This window comes from Chryseobacterium gambrini (genome assembly GCF_027920505.1).
Lineage (GTDB): Bacteria > Bacteroidota > Bacteroidia > Flavobacteriales > Weeksellaceae > Chryseobacterium > Chryseobacterium gambrini.
On the sequence record NZ_CP115857.1, the window covers coordinates 361525 to 376955 of the forward strand.

Annotated in this window: 11 protein-coding genes; 5 read left to right on the forward strand and 6 right to left on the reverse strand. The window is 35.9% G+C overall.

The window, feature by feature from the left end; translation table 11 throughout:
* Nucleotides 1–12: 12 nt before the first annotated feature.
* The gene (locus PFY09_RS01545) at nucleotides 13–2952 is read right to left on the reverse strand and encodes a M16 family metallopeptidase (protein ID WP_271161179.1); all 2940 of its coding nucleotides are present in this window, start codon (nucleotides 2950–2952) and stop codon (nucleotides 13–15) included.
* Nucleotides 2953–3008: 56 nt separating this feature from the next.
* Nucleotides 3009–4202, reverse strand: a complete 1194-nt coding sequence (locus tag PFY09_RS01550) for a pyridoxal phosphate-dependent aminotransferase (protein WP_076390392.1) — start codon at nucleotides 4200–4202, stop codon at nucleotides 3009–3011.
* Nucleotides 4203–4347: 145 nt separating this feature from the next.
* On the opposite strand from PFY09_RS01550, the gene PFY09_RS01555 reads away from it, so the two are divergent.
* The 5 genes from PFY09_RS01555 (at nucleotide 4348) to PFY09_RS01575 (ending at nucleotide 9944) form a co-directional block, all read left to right on the forward strand.
* Nucleotides 4348–5169 (forward strand): GLPGLI family protein, encoded by an 822-nt coding sequence (locus PFY09_RS01555; RefSeq protein ID WP_271161180.1) that lies wholly within the window; start codon nucleotides 4348–4350, stop codon nucleotides 5167–5169.
* 85 nt (nucleotides 5170–5254) lie between these two features.
* On the forward strand, nucleotides 5255–5890 hold the full coding sequence (rsmG, locus tag PFY09_RS01560; protein WP_271161181.1) for a 16S rRNA (guanine(527)-N(7))-methyltransferase RsmG: 636 nt from the start codon (nucleotides 5255–5257) through the stop codon (nucleotides 5888–5890).
* A 413-nt stretch (nucleotides 5891–6303) separates the two neighbouring features.
* The gene (locus PFY09_RS01565; protein WP_271161182.1) at nucleotides 6304–6711 is read left to right on the forward strand and encodes a hypothetical protein; all 408 of its coding nucleotides are present in this window, start codon (nucleotides 6304–6306) and stop codon (nucleotides 6709–6711) included.
* 6 nt (nucleotides 6712–6717) lie between these two features.
* Nucleotides 6718–7254, forward strand: a complete 537-nt coding sequence (locus PFY09_RS01570) for a DUF922 domain-containing protein (protein ID WP_271161183.1) — start codon at nucleotides 6718–6720, stop codon at nucleotides 7252–7254.
* A complete protein-coding gene (locus PFY09_RS01575; protein WP_271161184.1) occupies nucleotides 7251–9944 on the forward strand; it encodes a PD-(D/E)XK nuclease family protein in 2694 nt (897 codons plus the stop codon). The genes PFY09_RS01570 and PFY09_RS01575 overlap by 4 nt, the downstream gene beginning before the upstream one ends.
* Nucleotides 9945–9998: 54 nt before the next feature.
* Here the strand turns inward: PFY09_RS01575 and PFY09_RS01580 are convergent, their stop codons facing one another.
* The 4 genes from PFY09_RS01580 to PFY09_RS01595 form a co-directional block, all read right to left on the reverse strand.
* The gene (locus tag PFY09_RS01580) at nucleotides 9999–11945 is read right to left on the reverse strand and encodes a T9SS type A sorting domain-containing protein (protein ID WP_271161185.1); all 1947 of its coding nucleotides are present in this window, start codon (nucleotides 11943–11945) and stop codon (nucleotides 9999–10001) included.
* Nucleotides 11946–12107: 162 nt separating this feature from the next.
* Entirely contained in the window at nucleotides 12108–13286 is a 1179-nt protein-coding gene (locus PFY09_RS01585; RefSeq protein WP_087709898.1) for an acyl-CoA dehydrogenase family protein, read from the reverse strand.
* Between the two features lie 120 nt (nucleotides 13287–13406).
* On the reverse strand, nucleotides 13407–14195 hold the full coding sequence (locus PFY09_RS01590) for an NUDIX hydrolase (protein WP_076390384.1): 789 nt from the start codon (nucleotides 14193–14195) through the stop codon (nucleotides 13407–13409).
* Nucleotides 14196–14218: 23 nt separating this feature from the next.
* Entirely contained in the window at nucleotides 14219–15406 is a 1188-nt protein-coding gene (locus tag PFY09_RS01595; RefSeq protein WP_271161186.1) for an MFS transporter, read from the reverse strand.
* Nucleotides 15407–15431 lie beyond the last annotated feature (25 nt).

A 15431-nucleotide genomic window follows, 5' to 3' on the forward strand; every position in this document is an offset into this window, starting at 1 on the left:
GCTTTTTCATTATTAATAACCAAAAATCTCAGTCAAATTCAGTTTCTTCACTTCACCAAGTTTCTGCATATCAGCTTCACTTACTTTATCCTGCGAAGCAACGAGACAGTAGGTGTAGCTTTTACCTTTCATTTCCTTATCGTGGAAACTATTGATGTCTGCAAATGTCAGTTTTGGAGCCTGTTCGTAAGTGTTTTTTCGGATATCCGTATTATTTCCAAGCTTTTGGGCTCTCAGATACGTAAAGATAATTCCGTCCTGCGTAATTCTTTCGGAGGCAATCGTTTTCTTCAGTCCGCTTTTTGCCGTTTCAAATAACTGATCAGATTTTGGAAGCGTTGTCAGAAGCTCATTCATCGCTGTGGTAGATTCATTGAATTTATCTGCCTGAGTTCCTACATAAGCCATGATCATATCTTTATCCTCTTTTTTGCCCGGAAGAGAGAAGTAAGAATAGGTAGAATAAGCCAAAGCTTTAGATTCCCTGATCGTCTGGAAAACCACAGAACCCATTCCGCCACCGAAATAATTATTGAACAAATTCACGGTCGGAGTAATGCTTACATTATAAGGATCGCTGTTTCTTACCCAGAAAATTTCTGCCTGTACCATATCGTAATGGGCAAACAATACTTTATTCTTATCCGTAGGAATCTGGGTAAATGTTTTAGACTTCGGCATCTCTTTCAGCGAAGCCGAAACTTTATGGATCTGCGTTAAAGAAGAAGCAACTTCGTTGGCTGATTTCGGACCGTAATGAAGAATTTTATGCTTAAAGTTAAATAAATCATGCAGAATATTCACCAGATCTTCTGCTTTGAGTGCATCTAATTCTGCGTCGCTCAATACATTATTGAATGGGTTTTGCGGACCATACTGTGCATAGCTTCTCAATCCGCTCATGATGGAACCTTTATTCTGTTTCGCATTGGCTCTTGATTTTTTCAGCCTCACTTTGTAAGAATCCAAAGCTTTCTGATCAGCCACACAGTTTTTAATTAAATCTTCGAACAGAGCCGCAGTTTTATCGAAATTTTCATTCAGGCCTTCCAGTGTAACATAGGTTTCTTCATTTCCTGCGCTTACATTGAAACTTGAAGCCAGTTTGTAAAATTCTTTACTGATGTCTTCCGAAGATTTATTTTTTGTTCCTAAATATTGCAGATATTCTGCTGCTAAAGGAAGAATTTTATTATTCCATTTTCCGGCATCGAAATAATAATATAATCTGAAAAGATCATTGTCTGTATTTTTTACAGAAAGCACATCCACCGATTTTACTTTGCTTTTGGCAATATCTTTTTCAAAATTCAGCCATACCGGAGAAATCGGAGCTTCCGGCATTTCGTCGATCTTTTTCAAGAACGGCGACTGGTCTTCTCTGTTTACGGAAACCGGAGTAATCGTAGGTTTGTCTACTTTTACGATGTTTTTGTCTTCTCCTTTTCTTTTGTAAACCGCAACATAATTATTGTCTTTAAGATATTTAGATGCGAAATCCATAATATCTTTTTTAGTAAGCTTTGAAATTTCTTCAATATACTGAAGTTGGGTTTTATGGTCTACTTCGGAAGTAAATTCATCCATCAGAGATTCTGCTCTCGAAGTGTATTTTTCATACTTCTGGATCACATTTTTCTTCTCATTATTCACGATCGACTGGATCAGATCATCAGAAAATTCTCCCTTTCTTAGCTTATCGATTTCCTGAAGCAATAAATTCTTCACATCATCCAAAGACTGTCCTTCCGTAGGATTTCCCTGTAACAAAAGCGCCGAATAATCTTTCAGAACATACGGAAACGCATAAGCACCCAGTAATTTCTGCTTTTTAACAAGATCAAGGTCAATTAATCCTGCCTGTCCGTTCGTAAGCATACTTCCGATAAAATTCAGCATTCTTGCATCTTTTGTCGTAGCACCCGGAAAACGGAATCCGATCATGATATTTTCAGGATTTGGCCCGTAAACTTCCCGGGTAATCGGAGCCATAATCGGACTTTCCTGTCCTGGATTGTATGCCGGAACCGGTTTGTTTTTCATGTAAGAAAAAGCTTTGTCGATCTTGGCAATCATTTCATCCGGATTAAAATCTCCCGACATGATGATCCCCATATTATTCGGAACGTAATAATTATTGTAATATTCCCTGATCGCCTTTAAAGAAGGATTTTTCAGGTGTTCAATCGTTCCGATGGTCGTTTGCTTTCCGTAATTGTTATTTGGGAACATTGCGGCAAACATAGATTCTAGAACCTTTCTTCCGTCATTATCCAGACCTCTGTTTTTTTCTTCGTAAACCGCTTCCAATTCTGTATGGAAAAGTCTTAAAATCGGCTGTCTGAAACGTTCTGCCTGTAATGCTAAAAATTTATCCGTTACATTCGCGGGAATATCTTCTGTGTAAACTGTCTGTTCGTACGAAGTAAAAGCGTTGGTTCCGTCTGCGCCCATTCCCGACATCATTTTGTCGTATTCGTTGGCGATGGCATATTTCGCTGCTTCTCCCGAAACTTTATCGATTTCTTTATAAATTTCCTTTCTCTTTGCTTCGTCCGTTGTCGAATTGTACTTTTCGTAAAGAGCATCGATCTGGTCAAGAAGCGGCTTTTCTTTTGCCCAGTCTTTAGATCCGAATTGATCCGTCCCTTTAAAAAGCATATGCTCGAGATAATGCGCCAAACCGGTATGATCTGCCGGATCCGTTTTGCTTCCTGCTTTCGTTGCAATAAAAGTCTGGATTCTTGGGTCTTTTTTCGTTGGGCTCAGAATAACGGTTAATCCGTTTTTCAGCGTGTAATATCTTGCTGAGGTAGGGTCGTTGGTTACATATTTATAGGTGTAGCCATTCGACTGTGCTTCTTTCCACTGGAAATCCTGTCCGTAAGCGTATCCGCAGTAACTTGCTGCTGCAATACTGGTTACAATGGTGATTCTCTTTAAAAAATTCATGTTAATTGATGTTGGAATATGTTTGATTATTATTTAAAAAAATGCTTAAATTATTCTTAGTTAAATTTATCAAGTAAATCTTTAATTCTTCTCATGGCTTCTTTTAAATCTTCCTCCGAAGCCGCATAAGAAAATCTGATGCATTCAGGACTTCCGAAAGAAACTCCGCCAACGCAGCCTACATGAGCATTTTCGAGAAGGAACATCGCGAAATCATCAGAATCTTTAATTTCTGTTCCGTCTAATGTTTTTCCGATGTAATGCGATACATCCGGGAAGAAATAAAACGCTGCTTTAGGTAAAACTACTTTAAAACCTGGGATTTCTTTAATTAAATCATAAACCAGATCCCTTCTTTTTTTGAAAGCATCAATCATGTATTTATACTCCGAAGGATCGGTCTGTAAAGCTGTGATAGACGCTCTCTGAGCCATTGTATTCGCTCCGCTCGTCATTTGTCCCTGAATTTTTTCGCACGCTTTAGCCAGCCATTCCGGACACGCAGAATATCCGATTCTCCATCCTGTCATCGCGAACGCTTTAGACATTCCGTTAATAACGGCAGTCTGTTCGTAAACTTCAGGAAACTGGGCAATCGAAGTTGTTTTTGTTTCGTAGTTGATGAATTCGTAGATTTCGTCTGAAATTACCGTTACATGAGGATATTTGGCAATCACTTTTGCCAGAGATTTCAGTTCATCATACGTGTAATATCCGCCTGAAGGGTTGCACGGTGAGCTGAACAGGACAGCCTTTGTCTTATCTGTGATGGCTTCTTCAAGCTGTTCCGCAGTGATTTTAAAATCCGTTACATATGAAGTCGGAAGCATCACAGAAACTCCGCCCATCATTTTTACCATTTCATCATAGCTTACCCAATAAGGATTCGGAAGAATTACTTCATCTCCATCGTTAAGAAGAGCAGCCAGAACATTTAAAATTGCCTGTTTTGCACCATTGGAAACGCAGATCTGCGTTGGTTTATATTCTAAATTATTATCTCGTTTTAATTTGTGAGCAATCGCTTCACGAAGTTCTAAAAATCCGGGAACAGGAGAGTAGTGACTGTAATTTTGGTTAATGGCATCAAAAGCAGCCTGTTTGATATTGTCCGGAACATCGAAATCGGGTTCCCCTAAAGTAAGGCTTATAACATCTATTCCGCTGGCTTTCATTTCTCTAGCCTTATTCGACATAACAAAAGTTTGTGAGTAACCAAGTCTTTGTACTCTATCTGAAAGTTTCTCCATGTAATTATTTCTATTTTAACAAATATAATAAAAAGTATTTCTTCAGAAATTAAAATACAGCCGGAGTAAGCTTTTTTGTCTGCGTTAGTGTTTTATCACTATATTTGTAGTTATTCAATATAAAATTAAAACACCAGTCACCATTATGTACAAATTTCTGTTTCTTTTTATCGTTTCACTGGCTTCGGCTCAGAATTACCGCTTTGTGTACGAATACAGGATGAAGCCGGATCTCAATAAAAAAGATTCCATCATTACAGATTATATGAATCTGGATACGGACGGTAAGAAATCCTATTTTTATAACGCGGTGAAATACGAAAGAGATTCTGCTTATGCGGCTACAAAAAGTTATAAGGATTTGCTTTCGTCTAAAAACTATGACCAGAATCTCAGCTATATCATTGAAAAAGATTATGCTAAAAAAACAATTAACTTTTATGATAAGTTTAAGACTGTCAATCTGTTAATTCCGGATAATGAAATTCCGAAATGGAAAATTGAAAAAGAATTTTTAAAAATTAATAATATAGATTGCCAGAAAGCTACGGCAAATTTTAAAGGAAGAAACTGGGAAGCGTGGTTCAGCAAAGATTATCCGGTTAACGACGGACCGTACAGATTTTCTGGACTTCCCGGACTGGTGGTAAGCCTTAAAGATTCTGAAAATGATCACGTTTTTAATTTAATTCAGATTAAAAAAATCAACGGAATTTTTTCGCTTGTCCCAAAATCTACAAAGCAAATGACTTTTGCAGAGTATAAAAAGGCGATGGGAAACTTTAGTTTCAGCAACGACGATGTGGAAAGTATAAGCATCAATAAACAGATAGGGAAAGTTGATATCCAATTGAAAGACGGTTACATAGCAAAGCTCGGAACTGATGATATGAAATCCGGAAAACTGGATGAGAAAATTTCAAAATTACTGAAAAGAACCAACAATTATATCGAAAAAGAGGTGTAAAGAAATTTCTGAAAGGTAAATCTTGGTTTTGATAATTTGAATAAAGCTGATAAAAAACTTATTTTTGCCGTTTATAATAATTTATATGTCTACAACGTTACTACTAAAATACTTTCCGGATCTTACAGAGACACAGATCGATCAGTTCAGTAAACTGGAGGTTTTATATCATGAATGGAACGAAAAAATCAATGTGATCTCAAGAAAAGATATGGAATCTCTGTACGAAAAGCATATTTTACATTCTTTGGGAATTGCAAAAGTGATGGAATTTGCTCCCGGAACAAGAGTTTTGGACATTGGAACAGGCGGTGGTTTTCCCGGAATTCCTCTTGCAATTTTGTTTCCTGAAACCAAATTTACTTTAATTGATTCTATCGGAAAGAAAATAACGGTGGTAAATGCTGTTGCAGAAGGAGCCGGATTAAAAAACGTAACCGCAATCCACGGAAGAGCGGAAAAATTAAAGGAAAAATTCCATTTTGTAGTAAGCCGTGCTGTAACACAGATGCCTGAATTTTTAAGATGGCTGAAAGGTAAATTCGAGAAAGAACAATTTAATACAAAGCACAATGGTGTTCTGTATCTGAAAGGAGGGGATCTTGCTGAAGAATTAGCCGGACTGAAATGTGAAATTTTCAGCCTGAAAAGTTATTTTGACGAAGAATTTTACGATACAAAAAAAGTAGTGTATCTTTCTAAAGGTAATTTTAATTCTTAATTTTGTATTTAATGTTTAAACTAATTTTGAAAATTAACCGCAAAAGTCACAAAAGATCAGCACAATGCGACATTAAAATATTTAAAGCTCCCAAAAGAATAAAAATCAAAGATTTTTAAAAACTATTGTGATCTTTTTTATTTATAATTATTAACTTTAAATAAAACGTTTAATGAATGTCCGTAATTTATTATCATTGAAAAACCTTTGAGTTCTTTGCTGAGTGAATAGTTTATGCTGAGTTTATCGAAGTACCTTTGCGAACTTAAAAGCAGTTGGTATATAAAAGAATCTTAGCGATTCTTTGCGTTAAAAAGCAATATGATTAATACAACGGATAATCAAAAAGTTTAAACACATTTTATTAAATAATAAATTCTGATATTTTTAATAATAATCTAAATTTTGTAGCTATGAAAAAGTTTCTCCATTTTGGGTTTTCTGCATTAGTTTTAGGATTATTTTTTACATCTTGTAACAATGATGATGACTATAATACCATAGAATCTGTTGACAAAATTAAAATTGACAGTGTGAGAATTGTTAATGATACGATGGATGTCTTTTCGGTTCAGAGTATTAAGACTTATTCTACTTATCCTTCTCATTGTCAGGGTTTTTATGGATATGATTATGTGCATAATGATAATTTAACCAGAACCGTTACGGCTTATAAATACATTACGAACGGACCGTGTACGGAAAAAACATACACTTCTGCCAATCAGATCAATTTCAGTCCGCAACAGATTGGTACGTATATTTTTAAATTCTGGAATGGTGGCAACAACTGGATCACCAAAACAATAGTAGTTCAATAAAAATAAATGAAAGGAGTTTTTGTGGCTTGTTTTCTGATTTCCAATATTCTATTCGGTCAGAAAATAAATTGGGAAGAGGGAAAAAAATTGAATTGGAGCAATTTTAAAAGCAAAGTCAATAACCAGCGTGGAGACAATGTCGTGGCTTACACGAACTGTGGATGGACGTATTCCTACGTAAAATCTTCAAACCCGAAAGCTCCGGTAAAAATCACGATTCAGACAATTTTTAACGAAAACCAATCGTGGAAAGACGTTAAAAGAATCAATGATTATGTGCTGCTTCATGAGCAGAAACATTTTGATGTTGCCGAAGTTTTTGCCCGCAAACTGAGAAAAGAAGTGGCGGAAAAGATTAAAAACGGAGCCGATTTCGACAGGTATTTTAAAACCATTTACAATACAATCCTCAAAGAATATCAGGATTTCCAGAAAACTTATGACGGCGAAACAAGGAACGGAATGGTAGAGGAAAAGCAGGCAGAATACAACCGTATTATTGCTGAACAACTGGAAAATTACAAAAACTATAAAACCTCTTGAAATTCCTCAATAAAATCATCAGCGAATTATTAACCCAGAATTCCGATTTATCTGAATTTAACATCGTTCTGCCCGGAAAACGTCCCATTGTTTTCATCAGACGAATTCTTGAGGAAAACAATTACTCCGGATTTTTGCCGAACTTTTTTACAATTGAAGAACTGATTGATAAAATTGCCGACAAACAGCAGATTCAGGGAATTGCACTCTGGCTTTTCGCCTTCGATGTCTATAAAAGCTTAAATCTGATTCCGAATGACGATTTTGCAGAATTTCTGAAATGGTTTCCCACGTTGCAGAAAGACTGGGACGACATCCTGAAATTCTCCGAAAGTGATGAAGCCGTTTTACAGTATATGTTTGATGAAGAGCGGATTAAAGAATGGGCACAAGATTTGGGAGAAGACGATGAAGGACCGCGAAAAAAATTCCTTAATTTCTGGAAAAACATGAATGTCTTTCTTCCCGTTCTCAAGAAAAAGCTGAAGGAGAAAAACTGGGCAACTTCCGGAATGATCAACGAAACGGCAAAAGCAAAAATTGATGAGTTTGCCAAAAATACCAGTGAAAAATTCGTGTTCTGCGGCTTCAATGCCTTTACTCCGGCGGAAGAGAAGCTCGTAAGAAGTCTTCTGCAATGGGACAAAGGACAGTGCTTTTTTCAGGCAGATCATTATTATTTTGATGATGAAAGACAGGAAGCCGGAAAGTTTTTAAGAAATCATAAAACGTGGAAGGAATTTGATGATCACCGTCTTTTTCAATGGATTGAAGACGACTTTAATCAGCCTAAGAACATAAAAGTTTACGAAGTTTCAGGAAATATTACCCAGACGAAAATTTTACCGGAAATTTTCAAAGAAATAGAAAATAAAACCTATTCCGATACTGCGGTCGTTTTGCTGGATGAAAATCTGCTTCCTGCAAGTCTGGATGTGATGCACGGCGTTCCCAATCTGAATATAACGATGGGTTTTCCTCTGAAAAACCTTTCCTTTTCGAATGCCGTAAAACAGCTTTTCTATCTTCAGAAACAACTCGAGAAAAACAAATCGTCATACTATTACCGCGATATTTTCCCGATTCTGGAAGAATTGCCGAAATCTGCTGAAGATGAACTGGTGATCAATAATTTTAAAGCGAAAATCGAAGAACGCAATATCGTTTACATTTCCAAAAAGCTTTTTCACGAATTGTTACATGAACTTTCATACTATAATTTATTGAAAAAAGCAGACTCTACGACTGTTTATTTAGATTCTTTAATTGAATTCTGTAAGCAGATCAAATGGCTGGAAATTGATGATATTCAGTACGAAAACGTTTCCCATTTCGAAAATGCTTTCAGAATTATCAAAAATCAGTTGTCTCCTTATCAGTTTGAAATTAAAATGGAAACGCTGGAAATTCTGATTAATCAGCATATTAATTCAGAAAGTATTGATTTTCAGGGGGAGCCTTTGAGGGGGTTACAGATTATGGGACTTCTGGAAACCCGTCTCCTGAATTTCGAAAACGTGATTATGCTTTCTGTAAACGAAGGGAAATTACCGCTCGGAAATTCACAGAATACGTATATTCCTTTTGATATCAGAAGATTTTTTGATCTTCATACTTTTTTGGAAAACGACAGTATTTATGCCTATCATTTTTACCGGTTGATTCAGGATTCTAAAAATGTACATTTATTGTTTAATGCCTTAAGTTCCGGAGTGAATACGGGAGAAAAAAGCCGTTTCATCACCCAGATCGAAATGGAAAGTTCTCACAATATCGAACATCTCATCATTGAAAATTCTTCCGAACCGATTATTACGCAGCCTATCGAAATTTCAAAAACCGAAATTGTTCTTCAACGGTTGGAAAAATGGAAGGAAAAAGTTTCGGCTTCTCACCTTACAAGTTATCTGTACAATCCGATTGATTTTTATCTTTCCAAGATTTTAAAGACCTCGGAAAGTGATGAAATTGAAGAAGAACTGTCTGTAAAAAACTACGGAAATCTGGTGCATTATACCCTTCAAGAAATTTATGAAGTATTAAAAGGTAAAATATTAAAAGAAAACGATTTAAAAGAATCAGTTAAAGCTATAGATCAATATATAGAAGTGGCTATTGAAAAGCTGAAACATCAGCCGGAATTTTATGAAAAAGGAATGAATTTCATTCATAAAACCATTGCTAAAAAAGTAATTGAAAATATTTTAAATCATGATTTGGAACTGGTAAAAAGCGGAAACGTACTGGAAATTTTAGACATTGAAAAACGTTTTGAAAATGTAGATTTTTATCTTGATGAAAAAGACAAAGTTTCTTTTTTCGGCTTCATCGACAGGATCGACCGGCTTAACGGAACGTTGAGAATTATCGATTATAAAACGGCAAAAATTAAAAATCTTATCGTAAAAATCGACGAATCCAATGTAGACGAATATTTCCATAACAGCGACCGAAAACAGGCTTTGCAGCTCTGTATTTATCAGTATGTTGTACAAAATCTTCCTGAGTTTTGGGGACTTCCGATTGAGACGGGAATCTGGAGTTTTGCGGAAGCTAAAAAAGGCGTTGTTTCTCTTCAATTTGAAAAAGGAGATATTGATGACGCCATGAAATCCATTAAAAGCCTGATTGAAGAAATTCTGAATCCGGATCTTGCATTCATCGAAAACATAAAACCTTATTCTGTATAAAAAGAGTGCATCTGAAACGGATGCACTCTTTGAAGGATTGTATGAAGAAAATTACTATAATTTCACTTTTTTATTGAAGGTTTTTCCGTCATTCTGAATTACCCGAACCAAATAAACTCCTGTTTTGATGGTATTTGATTCGAATTGAGAACTGTTTACTTCCTGATTCTGGATCAAATCTCCTGAAATACTGTAAATACTGATATTTTTAATACCGCTTTTAGCTTTTACAATAATCTGATTATTTTGAGCAATAACTGAAATAGGATCTTCCGCTTTCACTTCACTGATTTGCTTTTTAAACTGTAAATTATAAAAACGGGTAGTAATTTCAAAAGTAAGATTTTGAGAATCAATAGTATTGAGATTTATTCCTCCGTCTTTAATATACTGTTCCTGAGAAACCGATTTAATAAGATTTTTATTGTCATCAAAAATATTGACGGCCAAAATTTCTTCCTGATTGATTTTTAAATTCAGAATATTATTGATCTCAGATTTTACAATATCCTTTTCTTCTACAGTTTCCGGATTGTTTTTAATGTACGGAATGAGTTTTTCCGAATTGTTTTCAGAGACTTTTAATAAATACACTCCATCCTGTAAGGAAGCTAAATTATTGTTGCTCACTGTTTTTCGTTCAGCTTTTTCTTTATTGAAATCGGTTACTTCAAGAAGTTCCATATTCTGAAGATCAGGTTTTATCTGGGAAGTATAAAGAGCGCTGATTGCGGGCTGACTGTTTTGTGCTTGTTTAGAAGTCAGCATCGCCCATTCATTAAAAAGTCCGCCGCTTCTTAATGTGTTGAATTTGGCATTGGATGCCAGAACAAAAGGTACAATTCCTCCGATATGTCCTAAAGGTCCCCAATAAAATGCCTCCAGTTTGTATTTATTCAGATCCCACCAGGAATAATAACCTCTCTGAACCTCAATGGTTTTAGAAGTATTATCCGGATGAATGGCGAGATCAACCGTAGAATGTCCTAAAGTCATGGGTGTTTTATTATACCAGTCGTATACGTCATTTGATTTCAGACATTGTCTCAATTTGTTATTCTGATTATTCGTAACATCATTTACGAAATTATTGGTAAAAAGTGTTCTCCAAACCAAAGGACCCCAAAGAAGACCTCCGTTATCCTGAACAACATGATAATTGTAGCGATCCAGATATTCTGAAGAGATTACTTCCGAAATATTGCTGTTATACATTTGGTACCCTGTTTTATTGCAGGTATTAACAACATTGGCGATAAAAGAAGTAAACGGATAAACCTGTTTTTCCAGAACGCCTTTCTGCAAAGTAACGCCTGAGAAATCATAAGGTCCGTCTCCCATATAAGCATACTTAAAAGACAGATTGTTAGGATTCGAAATACTTAATTTCTTTAAAGTAGACATTGCTGCATGAGCGCCCTGCGAATAACCCGCTAAAAAATATTCATCGTAGCGTTTTACATTTTGCTGGGCAAGAACTTTATTGGCTGCCGTTACAAAATCAATGGTCGCAGAAGCTTCGGTAGGATAGTGTACATACGGATGAACTCCGTCTCCGCTTCCCATCCCTACATAATCGGGAGCCATTAAAATATATCCGTTCAGGACATAGGAAAGCTCCACTACAAATCCTGCATACAGAACTCCTTTAAGATTAGAAGGTACATTTTGGCGGCTGTCGGTGGTTCCGTGATCCGAAACTACCGTAGAAAGCTTGTAATTCGCTTTTGGATACATCAGAAGTCCGGTTGCCTTTACGAGATTATTTTTCTCGTTTTTTGTATAATATGTTATTTTATAGGCTTTTAATCCTACATTAAAACTGTTGAGATAATTTATAAAATCAGGAGAATTCTGTTCGCCAAGATTGTTTGAGATAAAACCCGCCACCGCTTGCGGAGTAAGATCAAGTTTTGGTTCAACACTGAAAACGTCTCCGGCTTGTTGTGCAAAATAAAAGGAAGCAGTAAGTCCCAGAAAAAGAGTAATTGATTTTTTCATTATTGTCAATTTTTATTGATGTTTAAGTTAAAATTTTAAAATAAAACAGCGGTAATTTTATCATATCAATAATTATTCAGTGAATATCAATTTTTTTTAAAAGAAAAAGTCTGACCAAAAACTGGTCAGACTCTGTATTATTTTATTACAAAATTTTCTCTCTTAGAAGGCGTTAATTCCCGTAATATCAAGACCTGTAATCAATAAATGAACGTCGTGCGTTCCTTCATAAGTAATCACAGATTCTAGGTTTGCGGCGTGGCGCATCATCGGGAATTCACCCATAATTCCCATTCCTCCAAGAATCTGACGGGATTCTCTTGCAATATCAATCGCCATTTTCACGTTGTTTCTTTTTGCCATGGAAATCTGGGCAGGAGTTGCTTTATGATCATTCTTAAGATTTCCTAACTGAAGACAAAGTAACTGTGCCTTCGTAATTTCCGTTAGAAATTCAGCTAATTTCTTCTGTTGCAACTGGTAAGATCCGATAGGTTTTCCAAACTGCTTTCTTTCTTTAGAATACTGAACAGCAGTGCAGTAGCAATCAATAGCCGCTCCGATTACCCCCCATGAAATACCATATCTTGCTGAATTTAAACAAGATAAAGGTCCTTTCAATCCTGTAACTCCCGGAAGAAGATTTTCTTTCGGAACTTTTACATCATTAAAAACCAGTTCTCCAGTTTTTGAAGCTCTTAAGCTCCATTTATTGTGAGTTTCGGGCGTTGTAAAACCTTCCATTCCTCTTTCAACAATCAATCCCTGAACTTTTCCTTCTTCGTTTTTCGCCCAGACTACGGCAATATCGCAAAGAGGAGAGTTGGTGATCCACATTTTAGCCCCATTCAGAAGATAATGATCTCCCATGTCTTTAAAATGCGTTTCCATAGAACCCGGATCGGAACCATGATTAGGCTCCGTTAAACCGAAAGAACCGATCATTTCTCCGGCAGCTAATTTGGGTAAATATTTTCTTTTCTGTTCTTCCGAACCGAATTCATTAATAGGGAACATCACCAAAGAACTCTGCACAGAGGCAGCAGAACGCACCGCAGAATCACCTCTTTCAAGCTCCTGCATAATCAGACCGTAAGAAATCTGATCCAGTCCGGAACCGCCATATTCAACAGGAATATAAGGTCCTAAAGCCCCGATTTGTCCCAATTCTTTCATTAAATTCGGGATGTCGGTGTGGTTTTGGGCAGCATGATCAATCTGTGGCATTACAAAACTTTCCACCCAGTCTCTTACAGACTGTCGGATAAGTTTATGTTCTTCAGTAAGTAAAGCATCGATCCCATAATAATCGGGGATGCTCGTAAGGGAATAATATGACATTATATTTTAATTTTCCTAAAAATAAGACTTTTCACTATTTCAGAGAAATTTTTTTTAAATGACTTTTATCTGTTGATTTTTAGATATTTAAACTGAATTTTAAATACAAAACATCAAAAATTAATTTTCCGCTTCGTTTGAAATAGGGTACTGGTTTGTCGGATTGTAGATTCTGGTTTTAAACTTGTACAAATACGGAGCTTTATTGGCAGAACCGTCGTACAGTTTTTCGAGGCGGTCTAAAATATTAAGACTTAAAATTTTACGCTGAAAATTATTCCTTCTGAATTTTTCACCCAAAATTGTTTCATACAGACATTGCAGATCTTTCATGGTGAATTTTTCCGGAAGAAGATTACTTGCCGCAACTTCCGTATTGATGTTCATTCTGAGATATTCCAGTCCGGTTTCGATAATTCTGTCGTGGTCAAATGCCATTTTGGGCAGTTTGTCTACCTCAAACCATTCGCAGCTTTCGTTGAAGGCATCCGGAAAAGTATTTGCCATCGAAAAATCAATCAGACTGCAGTATCCTACCGTAATGAAACGCTGGAAGATCCAGTGATCTTTAGGCACTTCAACGCCTTTGTTTTTAAGCAAAATTTGGTGAACATTATTTTCTGTCCTGTCGATTCTTCCAAAAGTATGAAACTGTTTCAGGAAAATATTCTGAAGATGTGTTCTTTCGTATAAAACACGTTCCGCCGCTTCGCGAAGATCTTCATCATTAAAGACAAAACCGCCGGGAAGAGACCATAAATCGAGGTCGTGGTATTTTAAGAGTAAAACCTTCAGGATATTGTTATGAAAACCAAATATCGTGCAGTCTACAGATACGTGTGCTACAAAATCTTTTGTATCAATAAGTTCCTGAAGTGTTTCCTTGCTTTTTTCGTTCTTGATTTTCATGGGAGTAAAAATAAAATTATTTTCTAAATTTTTTTATCTGCAAATCTAAAATAAATTAAACTAATTGTAAACAACAGAATAACAGCAGATAAAATATACACAGAATAGTAATTCAGAAGCTGATTTCCGAATAAAACCGACATGATGATCGAACTTACAGAGCTTCCCAATGATGAAAAAATAACAATCAGCGAGGTGAAAACATTGGCTTTCGACTTATCGATTGTGGCAATCATCTTAGAATTGATGACCGGATAAAGCGGAGATAAAAACAATCCGATAACAGGGAAGAGAAACAGCAGGATCTTAGAATCGTCCATTCCTGAAAATTGTATTCCGATAATGATTAAAAGTACTATAACAATGGATGATAAGCACAGAATATAATATTTCGGCAAAGAAAATCTCTGGATAACATTAGCCGTAACTGTTCTTCCAATATAAGAAAACAGAGCTAAAAACGAAGATGCCTGAAGCGCAAAAAAAGAATTTACCTTTAAATGATTCTTGTAAAAAGACGGCAGCCACGAATTAAAGCTTTGCTCTATAAAAACAATCGAAAAGACTACCCCTAAAAATATAATAATTAAAGGATTGGCAACTCCGGCAACTTCTTTAAAAATATTTTCATTCTTCATTTTTTCAGGCTCCGAAACAGGAAGTTTTGAAAATAAAAAAATCGTTATTGCCGATAATACAGAGATGGATAAAAATCCGAATTTCCAGAATTCTGAAAACTGACTGGAAATGACCCACCCAAACCCGATATTAACCACGAAGATTCCGATCATGAAGGAGGCTTCTACACTATTCATGGTTTTGGCTAAAGATTTTTCATCCGAAATATTGTTTCTGATGATTCCGAAAACGCAGATTTTTCCGATCGCGAAACACGCTCCGATAATGGCAAACCATACTTTATAAAACCAGAATACTTCTACGAAAGGTAAAATAAGGGAACATATCCCAACAATTGTTAAAGCTAAAATTAAGGATTTTTTTGTTCCGGTTTTGCTGATAAAATTAACAGCAAAAAGTGAAATAAAAGCAATGGGAAGATCTTTAAAAGACTCTAAAAAACCAAGCTTATCATAGGTGATTTTGGCTTCCGAAAGTTGAAGAATTACAATGCCCATGCAGTTTAGCACCATGGAGAAAATTAGAAATGTAAGCTTGAGCGGAAGTGAAATTTTAGAGTGCTTGGTCGTCATTTTGGGGATTGATTTTATCTGTTTT

Bases quoted from the DNA above. Each gene is read 5' to 3' on its own strand.
- PFY09_RS01590 (WP_076390384.1), bottom strand. From the start codon at position 14,195: ATGAAAATCAAGAACGAAAAAAGCAAGGAAACACTTCAGGAACTTATT.
- rsmG (WP_271161181.1), top strand. From the start codon at position 5,255: ATGTCTACAACGTTACTACTAAAATACTTTCCGGATCTTACAGAGACA.
- PFY09_RS01550 (WP_076390392.1), bottom strand. From the start codon at position 4,202: ATGGAGAAACTTTCAGATAGAGTACAAAGACTTGGTTACTCACAAACT.
- PFY09_RS01555 (WP_271161180.1), top strand. From the start codon at position 4,348: ATGTACAAATTTCTGTTTCTTTTTATCGTTTCACTGGCTTCGGCTCAG.
- PFY09_RS01545 (WP_271161179.1), bottom strand. From the start codon at position 2,952: ATGAATTTTTTAAAGAGAATCACCATTGTAACCAGTATTGCAGCAGCA.
- PFY09_RS01585 (WP_087709898.1), bottom strand. From the start codon at position 13,286: ATGTCATATTATTCCCTTACGAGCATCCCCGATTATTATGGGATCGAT.
- PFY09_RS01580 (WP_271161185.1), bottom strand. From the start codon at position 11,945: ATGAAAAAATCAATTACTCTTTTTCTGGGACTTACTGCTTCCTTTTAT.
- PFY09_RS01570 (WP_271161183.1), top strand. From the start codon at position 6,718: ATGAAAGGAGTTTTTGTGGCTTGTTTTCTGATTTCCAATATTCTATTC.
- PFY09_RS01565 (WP_271161182.1), top strand. From the start codon at position 6,304: ATGAAAAAGTTTCTCCATTTTGGGTTTTCTGCATTAGTTTTAGGATTA.
- PFY09_RS01595 (WP_271161186.1), bottom strand. From the start codon at position 15,406: ATGACGACCAAGCACTCTAAAATTTCACTTCCGCTCAAGCTTACATTT.